The 22,977-nt window shown below is 31.9% G+C and carries 20 protein-coding genes; 9 read left to right on the plus strand and 11 right to left on the minus strand.

What is annotated here, in order from left to right:
- Nucleotides 1-103: 103 nt before the first annotated feature.
- The 3 genes from P2W75_RS05150 to P2W75_RS05160 form a co-directional block, all read right to left on the minus strand.
- Entirely contained in the window at nucleotides 104-1,048 is a 945-nt protein-coding gene (locus P2W75_RS05150; RefSeq protein WP_276379285.1) for a hypothetical protein, read from the minus strand.
- Between the two features lie 31 nt (nucleotides 1,049-1,079).
- Entirely contained in the window at nucleotides 1,080-1,913 is an 834-nt protein-coding gene (locus P2W75_RS05155; RefSeq protein ID WP_276379287.1) for an O-antigen ligase, read from the minus strand.
- 466 nt (nucleotides 1,914-2,379) lie between these two features.
- Nucleotides 2,380-3,468 carry a DUF1972 domain-containing protein gene (locus tag P2W75_RS05160; RefSeq protein ID WP_276379290.1) on the minus strand — a complete coding sequence of 363 codons (1,089 nt, stop codon included), beginning with the start codon at nucleotides 3,466-3,468 and terminating at the stop codon, nucleotides 2,380-2,382.
- Nucleotides 3,469-3,604: 136 nt separating this feature from the next.
- Between P2W75_RS05160 and P2W75_RS05165 the strand changes: the two genes are divergently transcribed.
- Nucleotides 3,605-4,381 carry a 2OG-Fe(II) oxygenase gene (locus P2W75_RS05165; RefSeq protein ID WP_207298430.1) on the plus strand — a complete coding sequence of 259 codons (777 nt, stop codon included), beginning with the start codon at nucleotides 3,605-3,607 and terminating at the stop codon, nucleotides 4,379-4,381.
- Nucleotides 4,382-4,388: 7 nt separating this feature from the next.
- On the opposite strand, the gene P2W75_RS05170 is transcribed toward P2W75_RS05165, so the two are convergent.
- The 8 genes from P2W75_RS05170 to P2W75_RS05205 all read right to left on the minus strand — a co-directional run bounded on the left by P2W75_RS05170 (nucleotide 4,389) and on the right by P2W75_RS05205 (nucleotide 13,605).
- Complete coding sequence (locus P2W75_RS05170; RefSeq protein WP_276379292.1) at nucleotides 4,389-5,501, minus strand: glycosyltransferase family 1 protein; 1,113 nt, start codon at nucleotides 5,499-5,501, stop codon at nucleotides 4,389-4,391.
- A complete protein-coding gene (locus tag P2W75_RS05175) occupies nucleotides 5,491-6,753 on the minus strand; it encodes a hypothetical protein (RefSeq protein ID WP_276379293.1) in 1,263 nt (420 codons plus the stop codon). The genes P2W75_RS05170 and P2W75_RS05175 overlap by 11 nt, the downstream gene beginning before the upstream one ends.
- Nucleotides 6,753-8,024, minus strand: a complete 1,272-nt coding sequence (locus P2W75_RS05180; RefSeq protein WP_276379294.1) for an oligosaccharide flippase family protein — start codon at nucleotides 8,022-8,024, stop codon at nucleotides 6,753-6,755. The genes P2W75_RS05175 and P2W75_RS05180 overlap by 1 nt, the downstream gene beginning before the upstream one ends.
- Before the next feature lie 151 nt (nucleotides 8,025-8,175).
- Nucleotides 8,176-8,724: a hypothetical protein gene (locus P2W75_RS05185; protein WP_207298434.1), complete on the minus strand. Its 549-nt coding sequence runs from the start codon at nucleotides 8,722-8,724 to the stop codon at nucleotides 8,176-8,178.
- Between the two features lie 76 nt (nucleotides 8,725-8,800).
- Nucleotides 8,801-9,790: a hypothetical protein gene (locus P2W75_RS05190; protein ID WP_276379295.1), complete on the minus strand. Its 990-nt coding sequence runs from the start codon at nucleotides 9,788-9,790 to the stop codon at nucleotides 8,801-8,803.
- Between the two features lie 8 nt (nucleotides 9,791-9,798).
- Entirely contained in the window at nucleotides 9,799-11,478 is a 1,680-nt protein-coding gene (locus P2W75_RS05195) for a hypothetical protein (RefSeq protein ID WP_207298436.1), read from the minus strand.
- A 130-nt stretch (nucleotides 11,479-11,608) separates the two neighbouring features.
- Nucleotides 11,609-13,093, minus strand: coding sequence for a GH3 auxin-responsive promoter family protein (locus P2W75_RS05200; RefSeq protein WP_276379296.1), 1,485 nt, complete (start codon nucleotides 13,091-13,093; stop codon nucleotides 11,609-11,611).
- Between the two features lie 11 nt (nucleotides 13,094-13,104).
- The gene (locus P2W75_RS05205) at nucleotides 13,105-13,605 is read right to left on the minus strand and encodes a peptidase (RefSeq protein WP_276379297.1); all 501 of its coding nucleotides are present in this window, start codon (nucleotides 13,603-13,605) and stop codon (nucleotides 13,105-13,107) included.
- Nucleotides 13,606-13,815: 210 nt separating this feature from the next.
- Here P2W75_RS05205 and P2W75_RS05210 point away from each other — a divergent pair, with 210 nt between their 5' ends.
- The 8 genes from P2W75_RS05210 to P2W75_RS05245 all read left to right on the plus strand — a co-directional run bounded on the left by P2W75_RS05210 (nucleotide 13,816) and on the right by P2W75_RS05245 (nucleotide 22,913).
- Nucleotides 13,816-13,992: a twin-arginine translocase TatA/TatE family subunit gene (locus tag P2W75_RS05210; RefSeq protein ID WP_035646675.1), complete on the plus strand. Its 177-nt coding sequence runs from the start codon at nucleotides 13,816-13,818 to the stop codon at nucleotides 13,990-13,992.
- A 226-nt stretch (nucleotides 13,993-14,218) separates the two neighbouring features.
- Entirely contained in the window at nucleotides 14,219-14,884 is a 666-nt protein-coding gene (locus P2W75_RS05215; RefSeq protein ID WP_276379300.1) for a hypothetical protein, read from the plus strand.
- A 37-nt stretch (nucleotides 14,885-14,921) separates the two neighbouring features.
- A complete protein-coding gene (locus P2W75_RS05220; protein WP_276379302.1) occupies nucleotides 14,922-15,431 on the plus strand; it encodes a phage tail protein in 510 nt (169 codons plus the stop codon).
- A 24-nt stretch (nucleotides 15,432-15,455) separates the two neighbouring features.
- The gene (locus P2W75_RS05225; RefSeq protein WP_239023327.1) at nucleotides 15,456-15,977 is read left to right on the plus strand and encodes a phage tail protein; all 522 of its coding nucleotides are present in this window, start codon (nucleotides 15,456-15,458) and stop codon (nucleotides 15,975-15,977) included.
- Between the two features lie 30 nt (nucleotides 15,978-16,007).
- Nucleotides 16,008-16,526 carry a phage tail protein gene (locus P2W75_RS05230; RefSeq protein WP_276379304.1) on the plus strand — a complete coding sequence of 173 codons (519 nt, stop codon included), beginning with the start codon at nucleotides 16,008-16,010 and terminating at the stop codon, nucleotides 16,524-16,526.
- 12 nt (nucleotides 16,527-16,538) lie between these two features.
- A complete protein-coding gene (locus P2W75_RS05235) occupies nucleotides 16,539-17,042 on the plus strand; it encodes a GNAT family N-acetyltransferase (protein ID WP_276379306.1) in 504 nt (167 codons plus the stop codon).
- 16 nt (nucleotides 17,043-17,058) lie between these two features.
- Nucleotides 17,059-17,358, plus strand: coding sequence for a hypothetical protein (locus P2W75_RS05240; protein WP_207298443.1), 300 nt, complete (start codon nucleotides 17,059-17,061; stop codon nucleotides 17,356-17,358).
- Nucleotides 17,359-17,384: 26 nt separating this feature from the next.
- Nucleotides 17,385-22,913: an Ig-like domain-containing protein gene (locus P2W75_RS05245; RefSeq protein WP_276379307.1), complete on the plus strand. Its 5,529-nt coding sequence runs from the start codon at nucleotides 17,385-17,387 to the stop codon at nucleotides 22,911-22,913.
- The last annotated feature ends 64 nt before the right edge of the window (nucleotides 22,914-22,977 follow it).

The following is a 22,977-nucleotide window of genomic DNA, read 5'->3' on the forward strand; positions in this document are numbered from 1 at the left end:
TTATTTATACAACACAAATGTAATTCATTTGGAGATTCTGAAAACTATTCCAAAAAAAAACTGCCCAATAATTTTAGACAGTTTTACATATTTAGAATATCAATTACTTATTTATCTTTTTCTCAAGAGTTTCAATCCTTTTATTTTGTTCTATAATATAAAGGGTTAACTCTTCTATTTTTTGAAGCAACAGATTATTCATTTCTCCTAATTGTAATCCATTCTCTTTAATTTCTTGTGCTGAAGGTATATTTGGTAAATGATTATTTTCCTTAGTAAACTTTTCAATTTCAGTTAACGTTGGCATCTTATAATCCGATTTTAAATCTGATTTTCCTGTATAGTATTTTTCAAATACATAATCTGCAGGAACATTAATATCTACTCGAACTTCTTCCGCATGAATTTTTCCTTTCACTGTTAGTTTTTCATCGGGATTAATTGAACCTATACCTACATATCCGTTATCTTTAATTCTCATTCTTTCAACACCTGTTGTATAAAAATTTAATCCATAATAACCCGAATGAGAAACGCCTGGTAATCCGCTTGCATTTTTAAAAATTGACATTCCAAAATGAGCAATTGTACCTGTAGAATTTGTAAAATTATCAGTTGTTGCAAAACCAATTTTTTGATTTTCACCTACACTCGAAATATCTCCATTTACCTGCAGTTTTACACTTGGAGTACTTGTCCCGATACCAACATTTCCGTCAGGAGTAATTCTCATTCTTTCTGCTCCAGCATTTGTATAAAAATATAATCCAAAGTAACCTGAATGAGCAACTATAGGCTGATTTGAAGCATTTTTAAAAATAGACATTCCATAGTTAGCAATTGATCCTAATCCATTTGAAAAATTATCATTAGCAACAAAAGCAATTCTTTGATTTTGTCCTGTGACCGAAATATCTCCATTGTTGACATGAAGTGCTGCATTTGGAGATGTGGTTCCAATACCCGCATTTCCTGTTGTCGGAAAGGTATTTTGACTGAAAGATATTGAACTAACTAATGCCGTTAGAGTTAGGAATAAATGTTTCATAATTTTTAAAGGTTATATAGTTTATGATTTTTTAAAATTTATTTTTGTTGAGAGATTTTTCAGTTTCTGTTTCTTTAGAACTACTCATTATACTCAACATTGAATAAAAAATTATAAAAAAGATTATTCCTCTTTGTCTGCTCAAAAATGATTCTGTTGTAAATAAGACTATCATTGTTACGGAAAAAGCAATATGGATAAAATCTTTATTTAAAATTCCTTTTCTAATCGTAATAAATAACATACCCACTACTATCAAAAAGCCAAATATTCCTAATTCTGAGAATATTTGAATGTATTCGTTATGAAAATTAAATTCTCCATAATTTGGATATAAATTATGTTCTTTTACTTTTTCTTTTATTTTATTCTGTGAAGCATCTAATCCAAATCCTGTAAAAAAAATATTTTCTTCCTCAAGCATTTCTTTAAAAATCCTAATTTGAAAAAGTCGAAACGCTGCTCCCGGGAAAAAGTCATTTTGTTGAAATTGATTTTGAGTCCAAGCTTGTTTTAAGCTAATATTATAAATTGGTCCTTGATTTTCTTTTGTCGTTTTATTTAAAGAACCATCCACAAATATGGTTTCAAACTCAATCATAAATCGGTCTCTAACCGGTTTAATAAAAAGTACAGAGCTTATAGATAAAATAATTACTGACAAGAGTATTTTTCGTTTTGTTTTTCTAGAAACTGCAGAGAAAAATGAATAATACATTATTATCATTATTAAATCGACTATAATGATATTCTTGGATGATAATAAAAATATAAAAACAATAAGAATCAAAAATGCTATTTTATCTGCAATTGATTTTCCTTTTACCAAGAAAAAAAACATGGCCAAAGAGGCAAAAACAGACATATAAATTGCATTCAGTTCTAAAGTAACTAATTCATGATAGAAGAAAACATCTTTGTTTCCAGAATTTATGAATCTTACAATTGCTCTTAAAAAATAGAAAACTGCAAAACCTACAATTGCAAAACTGAACCATTTACAAACTTTATTTACATCATTTCGATTTATTTTGGGTAATCCGCAAAAAGCCAGCGGAATTAATAAAAACAATATTTCTTTTTGTAATCCTTTAATTGTCTGCTTGCTGTCTATTGTCCAAATAAGCGACATAAGCATCAAAACATATAAAAGAAATGGAAGTACTAAAACTTTAGGAAATGAGAAATTTACTTTTTTTGATTTGAAAAAAGAAACAAGTAAAAAAACAATACAGGTTATACTTCCAATACTATGTTTTAATGGAAGAGCAACTAACATTGCGGTTATGAGATAAACCACCAAAGTTTTATTGTTCCATAATTCATCTATTTTACTGAAGACTTTTTTCAAATAATCTAAGGTATGATTCATTTATTTTGTTCCAATTAAATTCTTGAAGTATTTCATCGAAGTTATGCTGTATAATCTCTTGCTGCTCTTCTCTCTTTATCGTTTTTATTAGATGTTTAATATCTGCCGCATTCGAAAAGTAAAATGCTTTTTCTTGTAAAATAGCGCGATTAAATTGGTTGTTATGAGCTACAATTAATGATTTTGCGGCCATTGCTTCAAGCAAAGATGGATTTGTTCCTCCTACAGAATGTCCATGAAAATAAAGATTAGAGAAATATCTCAGATTATCTAAATGTTCTTTGTTGTAAATTCCTCCCGTAAAGCGTATATTTTGATGATTATAAAACTTCTTTTTGAGATAGTTTCCATAACCATTATCGTTATTTCCAACAACCAATATTATTTTATCATCTTGACTATCGGCAATTCCATCTAGAATTACTTCGATATTATTTTCGGGTTCAAAACGCGCTATCAGCAAGTTATAATTGTTTTTTTTGACATTATATTGTGAAAGCAAATCTTCTTTCGGCTCAAAAAACAACTCTGCTCCATATGCAATATAAGTTGCTTCAATATGGTATTTATCTTCTAAATACTGTTTAATTCCCAACGAATCTGCTACTAGATAATCACTGTTTTTTATAGCCTTTTTTTCGGCAAATTTTAAAAATCTTTGGGTTATTTTAGAATATTTGCTTCTCTTCCATTCTAATCCATCCATATTGGTTATGATAATTGATTTTTTAGGAAGTAGAAAAGACCAAATAGAACTACTAGTATAGCCTAGTTGTAAAATGATATCAAAATTTCTTTTTCTGGAATCCAGAATACAATTCAAATCATAAATAAATTGTCCAGCAGAACCTATTTTATTTTCAGGATCGTATTGATGAATAATATTTACTCCCTTGTAATGTTTCTCCTGAAAAACATGGTTATGTGAATTATAGACATAAACATGATGTTTTTGTTGTGCCAAATAAACAGCAAAAATTTCAGCAAACTGCTCAAATCCTCCATAATTATTTGGGATTCCTCTAGTACCAAGAATGGCTATTTTCATGTAAATTTTATCAATCGGGAATCAAAAATAATGATTTTTAAATTCTTAATAATTTAATTACAAACAAATTCATTTTTAATTAATGAATAATTAATTTAATTTCTACTTTTGTTTATAAGCAGTTAAAATAGCACTTATGATTAATTTTGAATATCTGGAAAACCATTTAGATGATTTACGTTTAAAATATTTAACTGCTAGTCCATTTCCGCATTTAATTATTGATGGCTTTTGTGAAGAAGAAAAGTTGCTGAACGCCCATAAAAGTATTCCTGAACTCAACAATAAAAGCCGCGATTATTCTTTTGCTAACAATAAATTTGAAAAATCAAATTATAAGGAATTAGGCCCTGAATTACGCGAGTTATATGAAGATCTTTCGTCTGAAAGATTCAATAAAATCATATCTTATATCACTTCAAAATCAATTTTTGTTGACCCAAAAAATCACGGTGGAGGATTGCATCAGGGCAAAAAAAATAGTTTTTTGGATATGCACTTAGACTTTAATTATCATCCGATTAACAAAGATTGGTACCGAGAATTAAATTTACTTTTGTATTTAAATAAAGATTGGAAACCAGAATATAAAGGCGGTTTAAAAATACGTGATTTAAGAACAGAAGAAGAAGCTGAACTAGATGTTCCTTTTAATCGCTTAATTATTCAACAATGTGCTCCTTATACGCTTCACGGCTATGATATGACTAATTTTCCTGAGGGAAGTTTTAGAACATCTATTGCCACATACGCTTATCAAATTCATAAAAGACAAATTGAAAAACCACGAACAACCGATTGGTTTCCAAAAGAAGATGCTTCGTTTTTAAAAAAGCAATTTGCTAAAAATTATAATTTTTTAGTGCAAACGAAAAATAAATTGTTTGGAAGCAATACTGCGAAAAATCAATAAAAATTTATTAATCTGATTTTATAAGATTATATAGTATCTCGGCTGATTTTTTCCAGCTATATCTTTCTTTAATCTCTTGCGATATAGCTTCAAAATCTGAGTTTACGTTTTCTTTTAAAATTTTTTGGAGTTTTATATTAAATTCAGCTTGGTTATTTGGATCAAAATAAAAATCATTGAAAAAACTAAAATCAGACATTGCCGTTTTATTCGAACAAATTGTCGGGATTTTTGCAGCCACTGATTCTAATGGAGGAATTCCAAAACCTTCAGCTATAGAAGGATAAACAGATGCATCTGCTCCTCGCAATAATAATAACATGGTTTGTAAATCAGTGTTTTTTAAGGTAACTATTTTCTCTTTTATTTCAGAATCTAGTGTATCAAAAATTTTATCGTATTGAGGATTTCCGACCGTATCATTTCCTATAAATAGAAGCTCATATTCTTTGTATAATTCCAGATCTGAAAAAGCTTTTAAAACCAAATGATGATTTTTTCTTGGCTCCCATCGGCTTACATAAATAATATAATTTTTTAATGAAAATTTTTGAGTTACTTCATTCTTAATTAGCTCTTTGTTATAATCTTCAAAAAATACGTCATCAATTGCATTTGGGGTAATTTCATAATTTGATAATCCAAAATGCTGCTGGATTTTTTGTTTCGAGTATTTGGAAACTGTTAATCTTATTTCGGACGATTTAGCACTTTGTTTATACAAAAACGTATTTAGTATTCTGCTGAAAAAAGAAAAATATTGAGGAAAATCAACAAACAAGATATCGTGTGTTGTAACAATGTATTTACATCTTTTAAATGGCGAAACAATATATTGAAAATGAGCAAAATCAATTTTATTTTTTTTAATGATCTGCGGTACATCAACAAGTAATCTTAGAAATTTATTTTGATATTTATATTTTAAATAGGTAACATTTGAATGATTGCCAAAGACATTTTCCAAATGATCTGGATTAGAAGAAACTAAAAAAAAATGAAGATCTTTTTTTGTAATCAACTCAGAATATAAGCCTTGTATATATGTTCTTGTTCCTTGAAAGCCAGCATCAAAAACATGACAGTCAACAAAAATACTGGTTGAGTTTTTAATATTCATTTTTTATTATTTTTTGACTATTATGCTCTCTTATCATTACTTCTCTAAGTGCAATCAAGAATCCTATTATAATCGATTTGTTGTCTAATTTTAAATATAATCCTAAAAATACCCAGTTAGATACGATCAGAAAAACACTTGACCCGATTAATAAATAATTTATGGCCTGAACGTTTCCGAAATCAGATTTTCTTTGTCTGTATAAAATGATCAGAAAAATCAGAAGAAATATAACTCCTAATATTCCCGATTTTAAAAACACAGTCATATATCCGTTGTGTACAATTGGAATATATTGAACATATTCGTGATCGTTAGTCCATACTTTTCTACCCAAATTAAGCGTCGATCCTAGACCTTCTCCAAAAAATATAGCTCTATTTCCTTTGGCCGAAACTTGGTTAACGGCAATTATATTTTCAAACGATCTGTAATTGTCATTAAAATCTTTCCAGTCATCTTTGTCAATTTTAGTTTTAAAAGCTTCTTGAGGAGCAATTTTAATTTTATACAAAAAAGCCTGAATTCCTTTACCCTCCCTTTTTGGATTGATATAAACAATGGCTGTATAGCCTACAATTGTGGCTAATATGACAAACAAAATTACTTTTAAGGACTTCTTATTCAAAGTCAAATATCCTTTTAAACCCAAATAAAGAATTATAAACTGAATCAAGTTGGTACGTGCCAGATATAAAAAACTTGATAACCCTATTATTGCAATTAAGAGTATTCTTTGATGTTTTGGAATTTCTAATTTCAGGTTTTTATAAAAAATAAGGATAATGAGTATGTAGATTTCATAATCACTGAAATAACCTCCATGTTCTCTTAAAAGGTTTACACTTAAAGATCTAAATTGAATTACGGCAATAAGTAACATTGCCAAGTGCATAATGGCTATCGCTAATCCTGAATAAACCAATACTTTTACTCCCAATTTGCTGCTGAATCTGCACAGTTGATACCCAACCAATAATCCCAAAATGGGCTTAACTAAATACGTAAAATCTCTAATGAATAAAAAAATGGTTGTTCTGCTGAATAAAGTAGAAACAATTGCAACCAAAAGTATTAAGAGAAAAATAGCGGAATATTTTATTATAACCGCAGAGTATTTTCTTTTAATCGTTAATAGTAAAGTTAAAGACCAAATGGCAAAAGTAAGTTCGTAATTAGCAAACAAGGAAACAATAATGCAAAGCAAAAATAAAATTTGGTACGGGAAGCTTTTATAAATCGTGATATTCATTATTCCTTGCTTAATCTAATTATTGGTTTTAAAACTATGCCATATAAAACGAGCACCATTAGTTCGATACTAATTGTAGCTAAAAAAGCGCCTTGTAATCCAATATTTTTCACTAATAAAAAAAACACAAGCAAACTAAAAATAGAGGAACCAATCGTAATATTTATATATACTTTATTCTTGTCTAATGCAAAAAGTAATTGTTTTAAAGCAAAGGAAATTGCCATGAATACTGGTATAATCAAACCCAATCTGAAAAAGAATATCATAGATTCCAATTCATTTGAAGGAATATTAAAATATAACAAAATTGGCTCTGTTAACACAAATGCAATAATTACTAAAAATAAAACAAATAAGTAATTTAACCCATTATATTTCAACCAGTTTGAAATTCCGTTTTTTAAACTCATGTGTATCTGCAAACAAACATCGGCATAAATAAAGTTGAAGAACATTTGCAAATAAGTTCTAAAAGTCATTACAATTTGTTCTATAATTCTATATTGTCCTGCCATGCCATTTCCTCCTAGATAACTAATTATCATTATGGGCAGATATTGATAAAAGGAAAGAAACAATTGAGAAAAAGTCAGCGAAAATTCTTCTTTCAACAATCGTAAAGCATCCTGATTAACATTGTGATAGAATCGTAAATTGTATTTTTTTATCAGACTGATTAATCCAATTAAACTCGAAATTATTAATCCCAATCCCAAATAAGCATTGGCATAAATATAATCATCCTTTTTATGGATAAAAATAAAAATGCCGGCCACATAAATTGCTTTAGAAATAATATTGATAAAAGAAATCCATTTGTAATTTTCCAATCCTTGAAAAATCCAGGTTGGGTTTATTAATTGGCCAATTACATATAAAAAACTAAAAATAAAAACCGCTTGTTCTTTATTAAAAAACGGTATAAAAGAAATAACCAAAAAAGCGGTAAATATTAAAATTACAAGCAAAAACAATTTCATTACATAAATTGAAACTATTTTCTTTTTTATTATTTCAGGGTTATTTCTGTTAATTGATATTTCTTTGGTTCCGTTGATATAAGAACCGTAATCAATTAAAACATTTAATACTAAAGCAAACGAAAATCCAACTCCAATTTTTCCTAAACCTTCTTTTTCACAAATCATCACTAAATAAGGCATCACCAAAAGTGGACTTACCAGATTAACAATCTGACCAATTCCATAAATAACAAAATTTCTAATTCGGTTATTCTGTATTATATTTTGGTAATTTGTTTTAAACAAGATAGTGTGATTTGCTTACAATATTAGTATAAGTTTTAAGTCGATTTTAAAATTATGTACTTAATTATAAGAATCTTACATAATATTTTTATATCGAAACCAGATAAAAAGAGCCACAAAATTGTGGCTCTTACATATTGGTAAAGTAACTTTATTTTACAATTAACTGTATTTGATCGTAAAGTGCTTTTTCTGAATAAAACAACGGATCATATTTTCCTTCCTTTGTTTTGATATTTTGTACAACAGAATTTTTCTTGTCTATAATTTTTACACAATCATTCGGAATGAAATAGTTAAAAAATAATGAATCTTTAGCTTCAAAACTTTTACTGTAATATTTCATTCTGAAATTTTTGATTACGATTTCTTTTTGTCCTTCATTTGTTCCAAAATCAATTCTAATGTAATTTGGAATTACATCTTCAGGCAGATTAAAAACAATATCCTGCGGGTTATCATTAGCTTTTACAGCAGTCCAAACCGAATTTTCTTCTTTATAAGGAACTTCATAGGCATCTTGACTATAATATAACTGAAAATTATCGTCTGTTTTTACTGTTGCTGTCAAAGTTACCTGAAAGTTATTGTTTTTTGTTTCAACTTCAACTGGCTTAACCTCATCTTTCCCAGCTTCTTTCTTACAAGAAGTAAACGTTACAAATAAAATTAAACTTGCAAAAAATAGTTTTGTTCTCATTTTAAAATTTTTTTGGCTAATTTAGTTTTTAAACTTTAATAAAAAAGCTTTCCTTTAATTTATACTATTTAAATTTTTAGACATTTTTCTCGACAATTAATAACTTCTGTTTTCTATAAAAAGCTTTAAAAAATTGTAATAAAATGTACATAAAAACAAATAAAAAAGGAAGAAGCAATTTCTTGTTCCCGTACAGGATTCCTTGTTTTTCAATATTTAATGTTGTACTAATATCTTTTATAATTTTGTCATACCCTATTAATTCAAGTCTATGACCTCCTTGTTCACCTATTAAATCGCCTTTTGTTTTAATAACATCATTAAGCTGGCTATTCTCATTATAATAAACTAATTTGTCACTTTTTTGAGAATTGTTGTTGGTAGAAAATTCTTTTAATACACCATCAATCTGAGAAATAGTTGCCTCATTTTGCGCCATTTTTGCTTTAACATTAATCAATTGCGCTTGCTGAATTTTTTTATAAAAGTCTGATTTATTTAAAAAATTCAAAAGCGGATCTGTTATTTTTTTATTATCAACTAAGCCATCTGTCATAATTAAAATTCGGTGATATCGATAATTTTTACTTGTTAGATTATCTTCAATAATTTTTTTGATATCTCCGTTATCTGCCATCAATTTTATTAGTTCAAAATTCTCCGGTTTATTTTCAATCAATTTATAGATGTCGGTAATAGGTTTTATCTCAATAGATTTAAGGCTTTCGGGATATTTAATTCCAACAACGTTTTTTAAAAAAAGCGTATCAGATTCGTCAATTTTTGAATCAATTAAATCAATTTTAGAATATAAATAGTCTGTGCTCTCAAAATTAGGTGTTACAATAATTTCATGTTTATACCTTTTTTGAGTGTGATCCAGAAAAAGTCCCAAACCAAAACCCACAACAACTAAAACTGAAAGAATAATCCAATTGCGGATAAAAAACTGAATTGCACGGAAAATCTTGGTATTCATTCGGTCGAAAAAATTACCTATACTTTTCGAAATCTGAAAAATATCAATTTCTTGATCTTCTGTATTCTGCGGTACTTTTGTACTCATTTACAATTTTATTTTATGTTGAAAATCTGTTCCAAAATTTTGATTGTAATCAGATAAGTCGGTTTTACGCCTGTTGTCCCAAGTCCGCCTGAAGCTAATGTGCTTCCTGTTTCAAGAGGATTATCTGAAGCATAATAGGCATATCGAACTTTAATATCCTGAGGAACGCTTTTTCTGATTTTTGATGCCGACTGAATGGCTTTCTGATAATAGGATCCTTCCATTTCCAGACCAATTACACCCCAGGTAGATTCGTGGAAAAACTTCAATAAATCTCTGTTTTGTAATGATGTTCCTAAAACGGTAACCATTGCACCTTCGTAAATGTCAATATCATTTCCTTCAAACATAGCGCCTGTTAATTCATTTTCGAAGAAATAATTATCGGCTGTTCCTTCGTTGATATGTGCCGACGGAATCATAATATCGCCTTTTCCTCCTTCTAGAATTCCGGCTTTACCCATAATCGAAACTGATTTTACATTTAGTAAAGTTTCTTTTTTATACGGTTTTAAAAGCTCGTCGATCGTTTCGTAAGCCTGTTCTCCAAAAGCATAATCCATTACGATTATAACTGGTTTTTCTTCTCCTACATTGGCATGCGAAAATGCGGTTTTTGACCAGTCGATTTTAGCGGTATCAAAAATCTGAACATCGATGTTCGTTCCCGAACAATCTGGTAAGGAAATCATTCCGTTTTTCAGTGCCAATTCTTCGACTTGCCCTCTGATTTCTTTTGAACCTGAGTTGCTTAATTCTTCATAAATAAAGAAATCATTTTTGCCTTTGTATTTGGATGTTAACAACGGAGTTGCAAAAATCGAATTCATCACACTGTGCATATTGGCACTAATAACATGTATTGGACGCTTTAAAAGATTATTTTCTTTTAAAACTTCTTTGATATTTGTTGCCCAGATTTCTCCGTGAATATGATGTCCAAGACGTTCACGTAAAACGGGACTAAAAGTAATCGTTCGTTTGTTGTTTTCGACAATTTCTTCGATTGCTAATTTTCCTAACCAATAAATGACATGAAGGAAACGATCTGGTGCATTTTCTGAACCAAAAGCGTCGTAAATATCCAAAACTTCTTCAAAGGTTCTGGCTAAAATATTGGCTACGTGAGAAATCGCTTTTTCTTTTTCAATCTGAGAAAGCTTTTTTGTCTGCATTACAGCTTGTTCTAATTTCTGCCAGTCGCGTGAAACTTCTCCGCCATCATCAATTAAAACTCTGTTTTTAATTTTATGTGATTCAATGAAAATAAAAGTCAAATGCGTCAGAATATCATAAATATCCGAACGACCGCGCGTGATTTCAACATTCATTTGTTCTTCGTCGATTCTGTAGCAGTTTCTTCTTCTTTTTGGAGGAACAATCGGCTGAAAATGCGATTTTGAATAGCCTTCATCAGAAGTTAAATTGATGAATCGGCATTGTTCAATTCCTATTGGAAGACGTTCTATAACGTATAAAAGTCCGTTAAGTTCTACTTTTTCTTCGGCAATATTTCCGTATATTTCAGGGCGTAATGCCAGTAATGATTCTCTTAAACTATCACCAGAAACTCCCATTGGTTTGTAAAAACCACGGTTGAATAAATGGCGCATTGTAATGTACATTTTTTCGATAGCTGCAGATGATTCCTGCGCTCTTGATCTTGATATATGTTTGGTTTCTTTCATGTCTTTACTATTTTAGAATCTTCTTTTTAAGAAGATAATTCGAATTTTCGAGGGAACGAAAGTAGGAATTATATATGTAACTTTAATAAAACGGTATTTAACAAATTGTTAGATAGTGGTCTGAAATTTTTTATTTCAAATTATCCGCAATATCCCTGTTATTGGATAATCTCGGAATTTTATTTTGTCCGCCTAATTTTCCCTGTGATTTCATGTATTCTTGAAATCCGTTTTTTGAAACTTTAGTTATGACTACTTTCTGCAATACATTTCCAGTAATTAAATCGTCATAATAAATGTTTTGCTTTCGCATGGAGTCGTCTATAGCTTCGGCGAAAGCCTGAATATTATCCGGTTCTTTTTCAAATTCTATCAGCCATTCGTGATATGGTAATCCGGTGGCTGGCGTGATCTGCGGCGCAACGGTAAATTCATTTATTACAATATTGCTTCCGGCGGTTGCTTCTTTCATTGCATTTTCGACTTCGTTGGCAATAACGTGTTCTCCAAAAGCGGAAATATAATGTTTTATACGTCCCGAAACTATAACACGATACGGTTTTAAAGAAGTAAACTGAATCGTATCTCCAATATTATAACCCCAAAGTCCGGCATTTGTAGACACAATTAAAGCATAATTTACACCTACCTCAACTTCGCCAATGGTATATCGTTTTGGGTTTTCGGTAAAAAATTCATCGGCTTTTATGAACTCGTAGAAAATACCTGAATTCAACAATAAAAGCATTCCTTTTTCTTTCTGAGAATCTTGATATGCAAAAAATCCTTCAGAAGCTGGAAACAATTCTATACTGTCGACTTTTTTACCAATCATTTGTTCAAATTTGGCGCGATATGGTTCGTAATTTACACCGCCGTAAATGAACAAATTGAAGTTTTTGAATATTTCGCTGATCTTTTTTCCACCACTTTTTTCTTGTAAACGCTCAAAATACATTTGAACCCAAGACGGAATTCCCGAAATAATACTCATGTCTTCTTGAATCGTTTCGTTGACAATGGCATTTACTTTTGTGTCCCAATCTTCGATGCAATTGGTTTCCCAAGAGGGCATACGGTTTCTCTGCAGGTATTTCGGAACAAAATGCGCTACGATTCCAGAAAGTCGTCCGAATTTAATTCCGTGTTTTTCAGTCAGAATAGGACTTCCTTGCAAAAAGATCATTTTTCCATCAACAAAATCTGCATTTCCCGTTTCGTGAATATAGTGCAGAATCGCATTTCTGGCCGCACTAATATGCGACGGCATTGATTCTTTGGTAAGCGGAATATATTTGGCACCGGAAGTAGTTCCAGAAGTTTTAGCAAAATAAATCGGTTTTCCTTTCCAAAGAACATTTTCTTCGCCCACTTTTACTTTTTCGATATAGGCTTTCAAATCTTCATAATCCCTAATGGGAACGTTTTTTTGAAAATCAGCAATTGTATTTATAGCGCTAAAATGATGATCTTTTCCAAACTGGGTTTCTTTGGCATTTTTAATCAAACTCTCAAAAACTTCTAATTGAGTTTCAACCGGTTTGTTAGCCCATTTTAGGGTTTGGTTGTATATATTTCGGGCAAATATTTTTGCCGCAATTGATTTAATCGACATTTTTTGTGGTATTATTTTTTGTCACTTTTCTTTTTTCCCGTTTTGCTTTGGCTCTGCTCCTTGTCTATTTTAGCGACTTCTTCTCTTAATTTGATTTCATCTTCGGTTGCTTTCATATCAACATCTGAAGATTCTTCTGTTTCTGCTATAATCGAGTCTTTGTTGAATTTTGCATATTCTAATTCACCTTTTAAAACTTTCTGAATTCCTTTTATATAGGCTTCGTTTTGTTTTAAAGCTTTTTCAAGCGAATCTGATTTTATGGCTAATGCTGTCGCATTCTTTTTTAAATCAGAAGAAGAATAACCTGGTATAAATTCCCGAAGCGGCGTAAAAGCAATAATATAAGTAGTAATTGAAATAAGAAAAATACCGCCTAGAGTAAAAGTCACAAAAACATTCATTAGGTTGAGTTTCAGCGAAAAAATTTCTTCAAAAGTGTTTTCATTCAAAATAACCAATCGGTTTTTTGTAAATAATTTTTTTCTAAAACTGCGTTTTTTCTTTTTCATTTTGTTCAATATACAAGCAAATATAATAATTAATCGTATTGCTGATGCCTGATAAAAATAGGCAAATCTTGTAATTTAATCATTTTATAAAATATTTAACGCACCTAAAAATAAATATTTTAATCCAAAAACTCTTGTTGTTCGTATATTCTATATACCTTTGCGATGAAAATCAAGAAATAAATTTGCTTCGGCACTAAATATAAAACCATGGGAAGATTAGGTCTTACAGAAATCCTTGTTATAGTAGGTATTGTGATATTACTTTTTGGAGGTAAAAAAATTCCAGAATTAATGAAAGGTTTAGGAAGCGGTATTAAAGAATTTAAAAATGCTGCTAAAGATGATCAGCCTGCTGCTTCTAAAAAAGAAGAAGAAACAAAATAATAAAATTCGAACGTATTTAAATCCCAGATTACAAATTTGTAGTTTGGGATTTTTTTTATGTTAGAATTTTCGCAAAATTCGAATTTATCCTTTGTAGAAGTTTTCTTTAAAAAAGGAAAAAATTAACGCAAAACGGGATTTTTTATTATAAATTTTAACAAAAAATTATAATATATTCTTCATTTTACTACTTTTATCCCAAAATTTATCCTTAAAAGTAGTGAATATGACCGATTTAACTCGTAGACGTTTTATTAAAAATGTTAGTTTCGCAGGAGCTGCAACGTTAGCCTGCGGTTCTATAACAGCACAAAATACCTTCACTAGTTTTTTAGATTTAGAAACAGAAAAAGGAGAAAATCTTTTGTCTAAATTTTCTAAATCTTCTTTTTCAAATAATTTTCTTTTCGACAAGTCGCTTCTAAGCTGTTATAATAAAACTATCGTAAACTGGCAGAAAATAGGTTACGAGTCTGCATCTGACTATTGTTATACTTCTCCAGACGGACGTTTGAAAATGTTTTCTATGCATCTTATCAAAAATTCGCAGAAACTAGACAACGTTTTATTGTGCTTTGGTAAAAATGAAAATGGAGAATGGAGAACCATACGATCTTTATCTGGTTTCGAATTAGAAGCTATTTCTCAAGCTAAAACAGAATTCAAAAAGTATAATGCCAATATTGATTTGTCTCAATATTTATTTCCTTCTTCAATTCAACCCGTAAATCCCTTTGGCTATATAACTCCAATGGGAAGTGTTGAATTAAAAACTATTTTATCTGAAAAAGAAACGATTACTAAAATCGTCGTAAAAGAAGGAAACAATAAAATATTCGAAAAAAATATAATCTCTGAGCATACACTTTCTGTAGATTCTATTTTGGCTTAATAAAAAAATTAAAAATAACATTTAAAAATATTTCAATATGGCTGAGCCTTTTTTAGCTGAATTAAGAATGATGTCGTTTTCTTTTGCACCACAAGGATGGGCAATGGCTAATGGACAATTATTACCTATAAATCAAAATCAGGCATTATTTGCTTTGTTAGGAACTACGTATGGTGGTAATGGGCAAGTCAATTTTGCATTACCTGACTTAAGAGGGAGAACACCAATTCATGTTGGAAGCGGATACAATTTAGGCCAAAAAGGTGGTGAAGAAAGCCATACTGTTACTATTGGAGAAATGCCGCAACACTCACATCGCTTTCAGGCAAAAGATAATGCGGTCATTACCAATATTCCGAGTAATACTAATTTTTTAGGAAATACTGCCCCTAATTTAGTTTACAGCGGTCAAAATCAAAATTTTACTGCCATGAATGCTGGCTCTATCTCCAATATTGGAGGAAGTCAACCGCATTTAAATATGCAGCCATATCTGACTATAAATTTTTGCATCGCTTTACAAGGAATCTTTCCTTCTCAAACATAATTATTAATTCGTAAAATTTAAGAAATGGCACAACCTTACGTTGGTGAAATCAGAATGTTTGGCGGAAATTTTGCTCCGGCAGGATGGATGTTTTGCGAAGGACAAATAATTCCAATTTCGGAATATGAAACTTTATTTAATTTAATTGGAACTACATACGGCGGTGATGGCCAGGAAACTTTTGGGTTACCTGATTTTCGCGGAAGACTTCCTATTCATAACGGTACAAATCCCGCTACTGGAACTAATTATCAGCTGGCTGAAACTGGCGGTGTTGAGGAGGTAACTTTATCGGTTAATCAAATTCCGTCACACAATCACAGTCTGCTCGCCACTACAAATCTGGCTGATACTGCTAGTGTTGTAAATGCGCAGTTTAGTGCCAATCCTCCGGGAAGTAAAATGTATTCGAGTGCTGCTCCCACAACAGCATTAAATAATCAAATAATTACTGCTGCAGGCGGAAGTCAGCCTCACAGTAACTTTCAACCGTATTTGTGTGTGAGTTTTATTATTTCATTGTATGGATTATACCCTCAATTCTAAATTCATTTTTAATAAAAAGAAAAATATATTATGGATCCTTTTGTAGCTGAAATACGCATATTTCCATTCAACTTTGCACCAAAAGGCTGGGCTTTTTGCAATGGCCAAATTTTACCATTATCTCAAAACACAGCGCTTTTTTCACTTTTAGGAACAATGTATGGAGGTGATGGAAAAAGTAATTTTGCACTGCCTAATATGCAGGGAAATGCACCTATGCACCCAGGGCAAGGACCTGGATTATCATTACACAACCTAGCAGAACAAAGCGGAAGCGAAACAGTTACTCTTTTAGAATCTGAAATTCCTAATCACTCACATTCAGTAATGGCAGCTCCGCTTAATTCGCAATCAACTTCTCCTGCTAATAATAGTTTAGGACGAGGAAATCCTATTCGAGTTTATACAGACACTGGAGGTCAAACGGTACAAATGGGTTTTAATACCATTGCACCAACTGGAGGAACACAGCCTCATAACAATATGATGCCATACTTAACCTTGAATTTTTGTATTGCCCTTCAGGGTGTTTACCCTCCAAGAACATAATTTATAGTACAGTTGAATTTAGATATACAAGATATCAAGTTTAGGGATATCAATGAAAATGATATAGCTCTACTTCGTGAAATCTACGGAAGTACACGAAAAGAGGAGCTGGAAAAAGGAACGAATTGGAATGATGAACAAAAAAGACTCTTTATTGAACATCAGTTTTCAGCCCAGCATGAATATTATCAAAAAAATTACTTAGGGGGAAAATTCTATGTAATTGAAAAGAAAAACATCCCGGTTGGAAGATTATATATTGATTACTTTTTTGAAAATAAAGGTGTTAGAATTATAGACATCACCATATTACCTGAATGGAGAAATCAAAGTATTGGCAGTTCAATTTTAAAAGAAATACTTAAAAAAGCTGCTGATAGTAATTTAAGCGTAACCATTCATGTGGAAACTTTTAATCCTGCAATGGAATTATATAAAAGACTTGGATTTATAAAAATTAGTGAAACAAATGGTGTTTACCATTTAATGGAATGGCGTTCCAAACAAATTGAATAACAATTAATTGTACTATATGGATATATCTTTACTCTCTGTAAACAACTTTAATCCGTTTGTAAACAAAGTATTTATCTTTAAAATTTCCGAAGAAATTCAGCTCGATGCCGAACTAATTTCGGTCACAGAATCTAATGGTTATTCTCCTTTAGAACGAACTCCCTTTTCTTTAGTTTTTCGTACAAATCAAAAAAACGAATATTACGAGCAAGGTATTTTTAACATAATACATCCCGAAGAAGGCAGCTTAGAGTTATTTCTTTCTCCACTTGGTTTTGATGAAGTGGGAATGAAATATGAAGCCGTATTTTCTTAATTAGGCCAATTTTAAAGTGAAAAAAAATGAAAAATAACAAACTCTTAGTTATAATAATACTAGTTGGATTTCTAAGTTTCGGAATGAAATACAATAGCATTATTACTAAAAAATTTGTTGCTCCTGTTATTGAGCAACTAGCTAAAGCTGAAAAAGTTTTTATAAAGCAGATTGAGCCTAATAAAAGCAAAAGGCCTATTAATAAAGAAAATACAAAAAGTACCTTGGCTGTAGCACCTGCTATTACGGTTACAAATGCTGTGGCTGTAAACGGAGGCGGAAATGCAAAACCGGGATCTCAGCTTGATTTTACCATTACTATTACCAATAATGGCACTGACGCGCTTGGAACTACTTTTCAAGATATATTGGATTCTAATTTAACATTAGTTCCAAATTCTTTCAAAACAACTCCTATTGCCAATGATGATTCCTATAGTTGTATCGGAAACGTTGGTATTACTGTAAATGCTGCTCAAGGTCTTTTAGCAAATGACGCAAATCCAGAAGGTAGCACTATGACGGCTTCTGTTTTAACAAATCCAGCAAAGGGAACTGTTGTTATAAATGCAGATGGTTCTTTTACTTACAATTCAAATGCTGGATATTCTGGATCAGATAGTTTTACTTATACTGTAACCAATACAAGCGGAAAAACCTCAACTGCTACTGTAAATATTACTGTAACTACTCCTATCATATTTTTTAAAGGAGATGCTGCATCTGCAGGAAACGGAACTTTAGCCACACCCTATAAAAGCTTAACGGGAAATACGAGTGCTAGCAATGCAAGCCCAGTATTTATTTACAGCGGAACACTTTCTGGACTTTTAACTTTAAATAATAATCAGAAAGTTATTGGTCAGGGAGCAACATCAAGTCTGCAATCTATATTAAGTCTATCTGTACCTAGTTATAGTAATGCACTGCCTTCGACAGGAACATCAAATCCTATTATTGCTGGAATAACCTTAGGTACAAATAATGATATTCAGGCAGTAGCACTTACAGGAACTTTATCTGGAAGTAATGCTGGAAATTTAAAAATAAAAAATGCTACTATTGCTATTACAAATAATTCGCAAGCTGTAAATATTAACGGAGGTGGAGGTACACTCGATTGTATATTTACTAGTATTTCGACAAACGGAAATGTAAAAGGTATTTCAATAACAAATACTGTTGGAAGTTTTGAGGTTACGGGATCCGGAACAACGGCAGGATCTGGAGGTACAATTCAAAATATCTCGGATAGAGGTGCAGAGTTTATTACATGTGCTAATATTACACTTAGAAACATGAACTTTACAAATGCAAATACTTCATCTGTAATAGTTAGCGATCCAGAAGATGATAATTCGAATTCCAATGGAGCGCTTCATTTTAAAAACATTTCTGGTGGTGTAACCTTAGAAAATATTTCCATTTCTGGTACTACAAATTCTGTGGGTATCAATCTTAATAATGTAAATAATTTTGTTTTAAACAACAGTACTTTAAGCAATTGTGGAAGTGCCAATGGAGGTAACCCATATGTTGGAGGTATATTTGCATTAGATTTAAAAGGTACAAGTTCTATAACCAATACAACTGTTAATAATTCTTGGGGACGTGGTTTTTTTGGATATAATGGTATAGCCCAAAGTCCATCCTTAACTCTAAATGTTACAGGATCTCAGTTTAAAAACTCTTTTAATAGATCAAACGGAGATAGTAACTTTATTTTTCAAGCTAAAGGGACTTCAAACAATACTTTAGTTTTTAAGAAAAATGATTTTTCAAATTCAAAAACTACTGGTTTAGCTTTAAACTTTGATGGATTTTCTACAAATACTGTTCAAATTGGAGGAAATACACTCGCTACTGATGCCAATATCATAAATGCTGCTACTGTAAGCCCTGGAAGCAATGGTTTATCATTACAAGCTACTGGAGCTGCAACAGTAAATTACAACATTATAAATAATACTATTAAGGCTAGTTTTAATGGTACTTATGCATGTAGCGTAGGGCACCAAGGATCTGGAACAATGAAAGGCCGTATAAACAATAATACGATTGATGGTGGAGGTCTTGGTACAATTTGTAATGGAATTTATGCATCTGTAAGCGGAAATGCGAAACACATTACTGAAATAGCAAATAACACTATTAATAATGCAAGTCAATATGGAATTTTCGCTGATTCAAATGATAACAATATACAAAGTTCAGGAAGAATTGACGCTACAATAACAGGTAATACTATTAATGTGGTGACAAATGCATATGCAAATGTTGGTGTAGTTGCTTATGCAGATAATGCTTCTAGTACAATGATAAATGCATCAAAAATTAGTAATAATACGACCAATACAGCGACTGGTGTAGTGGCTACTTTTGACGTATTATCTCAAGGTACTAATAGTGAAGTAATTTTACAAGGTATCCCGGTTTATGTTGCTGGGACAGGAAATAGAACTTCTGCCTTGACAAGTTTTTGGAATGGAAACAATCCTTCAAGCACAAGAACAGCAATTGATGAAGGTGGAAATGGAAAAATAAATCCTGGAACGGTTACTCCTCCTGATAATGCCAATGCTTCAAAAATGGCTAAAAATCAAAATACTCCTGTTGAAGAAACCAGTACTGCTCCAGAAACTATTGCAGCTTCTTCAACAACACCAAGTACATCTTCAACTACAGCTAAAAAAGCATCTGTTAATGCAGTAAACTCAACATTGTCTGCAGGACCATTTATTATAGCTGCAGGAAAATCTACTATAATTACTTTTAGTGCAACAATTAATGATGCGGCAACGTTACCGCAAAATACTTGTTCGGTAACAAATCAGGCAACTGTAAGCGGTACTAATTTTGCAACAGTAAACTCTAATATTACAACAACATCAATCAAACCGGCGAGCGCTACCGTTACCACAGATACACAAAATATTCCTTGTTTAGGAAGCACAGCTGTAACTTTGAATGCCTCTTGCCCACTTGGTACGAATGCTGTTTGGTATACTTCGATGACTGGAGGAACAAGTTTTGCCACTGGAAATTCTGTATCAGCAACCCCTACTGCAAATAATACAACATATTGCGTTGCATGCGAAACTGCTTATTGTGCAAGCGACAGAGTATTGGTAAAAACCGTTACTGGAACACCATCAACAACATCTCCTTCCGAAAATATTTCAGTATGTGATTCTTATACATGGCCAGTTAATGGAACAACTTATACTAGTTCGGGAACTTATACAACAGTTATTGGATGTGATACCAAAACGTTAAATCTTGTTGTTACTCCTTCTACGACATCTACTCCTGAAACAGTATCGGCATGTGACAGTTACACTTGGGCCGAAGATGGCGTTACCTACACATCTTCTGGAACATACACACACAAAGTAGGATGTGATACTAGAACTTTAAATTTAACCATAACCAACTCAACAAGTTCAACTCAGACGGAAACTGCCTGCGACAGTTATACGTGGGCTGAAAACGGAACAACGTATACTTCTTCGGGAACATATACGCATACTGTAGGTTGTGATACCAAAACTTTATCACTAACCATTACAAATTCTACAAGTTCTACACAGACGGAAACTGCATGCGACAGCTACACTTGGGCTGAAGATGGCGTGACCTACACATCTTCTGGAACATACACGCATACTGTAGGTTGCGATACCAAAACTTTATCATTAACCATTACAAATTCTACAAGTTCTACACAGACGGAAACAGCCTGCGACAGTTATATCTGGGCTGAAAACGGAACAACGTATACTTCTTCGGGAACATACACACATATTGTAGGATGCGATACCAAAACTTTATCATTAACCATTACAAATTCTACAAGTTCTACGCAGACGGAAACTGCATGCGACAGCTACACTTGGGCTGAAGATGGCGTGACCTACACATCTTCTGGAACATATACGCATACTGTAGGTTGTGATACCAAAACTTTAGTATTGACAATTACAAATTCTACAAGTTCAACGCAGGCGGAAACGGCATGTGACAGTTATACCTGGGCTGTAAACGGAACAACTTATACTAGTTCGGGAACTTACACAGCTGTTATAGGATGTGAAACTAAAACTTTAGCATTAACTATTACAAATTCTACAAGTTCGACTCAAACGGAAAGTGCGTGTGACAGCTACACTTGGGCTGAAAACGGAACAACGTATACTTCTTCGGGAACATACACACATATTGTAGGATGTGATACTAAAACGTTAGTATTAACCATTACAAATTCTACAAATTCAACCCAGACAGAAACTGCGTGTGACAGCTACACTTGGGCTGAAGATGGCGTGACCTACACATCTTCTGGAACATATACGCATACTGTAGGTTGTGATACCAAAACGTTAGTATTAAGCATTACAAATTCTACAAGTTCGACTCAGACCGAAACTGCCTGTGACAGTTATACCTGGGCTGTAAACGGAACAACTTATACTAGTTCTGGAAATTACACAGCTGTTGTAGGATGTGAAACTAAAACTTTAGCATTAACTATTACAAATTCTACAAGTTCAACTCAGACGGAAACTGCCTGCGACAGTTATACCTGGGCTGTAAACGGAACAACGTATACGTCATCTGGAACGTATACGCATACTGTTGGATGTGATACCAAAACGTTAGCATTAACTATTACAAACTCTACAAGTTCAACACAGACGGAAACTGCCTGCGACAGCTACACTTGGGCTGAAAATGGAACAACGTATACTTCTTCGGGAACATACACGCATACTGTTGGATGTGATACCAAAACGTTAGCATTAACTATTACAAATTCTACAAGTTCAACTCAGACGGAAACCGCCTGCGACAGTTATACCTGGGCTGAAAATGGAACAACGTATACTTCTTCGGGAACATACGCGCATACTGTTGGATGTGATACTAAAACTTTAGTATTAACCATTACAAATTCAACAAATTCAACTCAGACGGAAACTGCATGTGACAGCTATACTTGGGCTGAAAACGGAACAACATATACATCATCTGGAACGTATACTCATACTGTAGGATGTAGTACAAAAACATTGGTATTAACAATTAACGATTCATCTGCAATTGTAAAAACAGTTATTTTAAACTCTGGAGTATTAACTGCAGGTCAATCAGGCGCTGCTTATCAATGGTATAAATGTCCAAACATGTTGCTAGCAAGTGAAACCAGCCAATCTTTTACGCCATCAGCGGCAGGAGATTATAAAGTTGAAATTACAGTTGGAGGATGCACTGTTTCTTCTAATTGTATTACAGTAACCAGTCTAGGAACGGATGAATTTAAAGTTGCCGACTTTAAAATGTATCCTATTCCAAGTAAAGGAATATTGAATATCGTAACGAAATATGATGGAAATTATATCATCGTTGATTCATCTGGAAAAATTGTAAAATCAGTTGTTTTAACTGAAGGAATAATTAATAGTATTCATTTAGAAAATCTTGCTGATGGAATATATTTAATCCAGAATATAGATAACAGCAGATTTAAAGCTCAGAAATTTATACTTAAGAAATAAAACACTTTAATAAATAAAAACTCCCAAACTACAAATTGTAATTTGGGAGTTTTTTTATCCAAAG

Source organism: Flavobacterium sp. H4147 (assembly GCF_029360735.1).
GTDB classification, from domain to species: domain Bacteria; phylum Bacteroidota; class Bacteroidia; order Flavobacteriales; family Flavobacteriaceae; genus Flavobacterium; species Flavobacterium endoglycinae.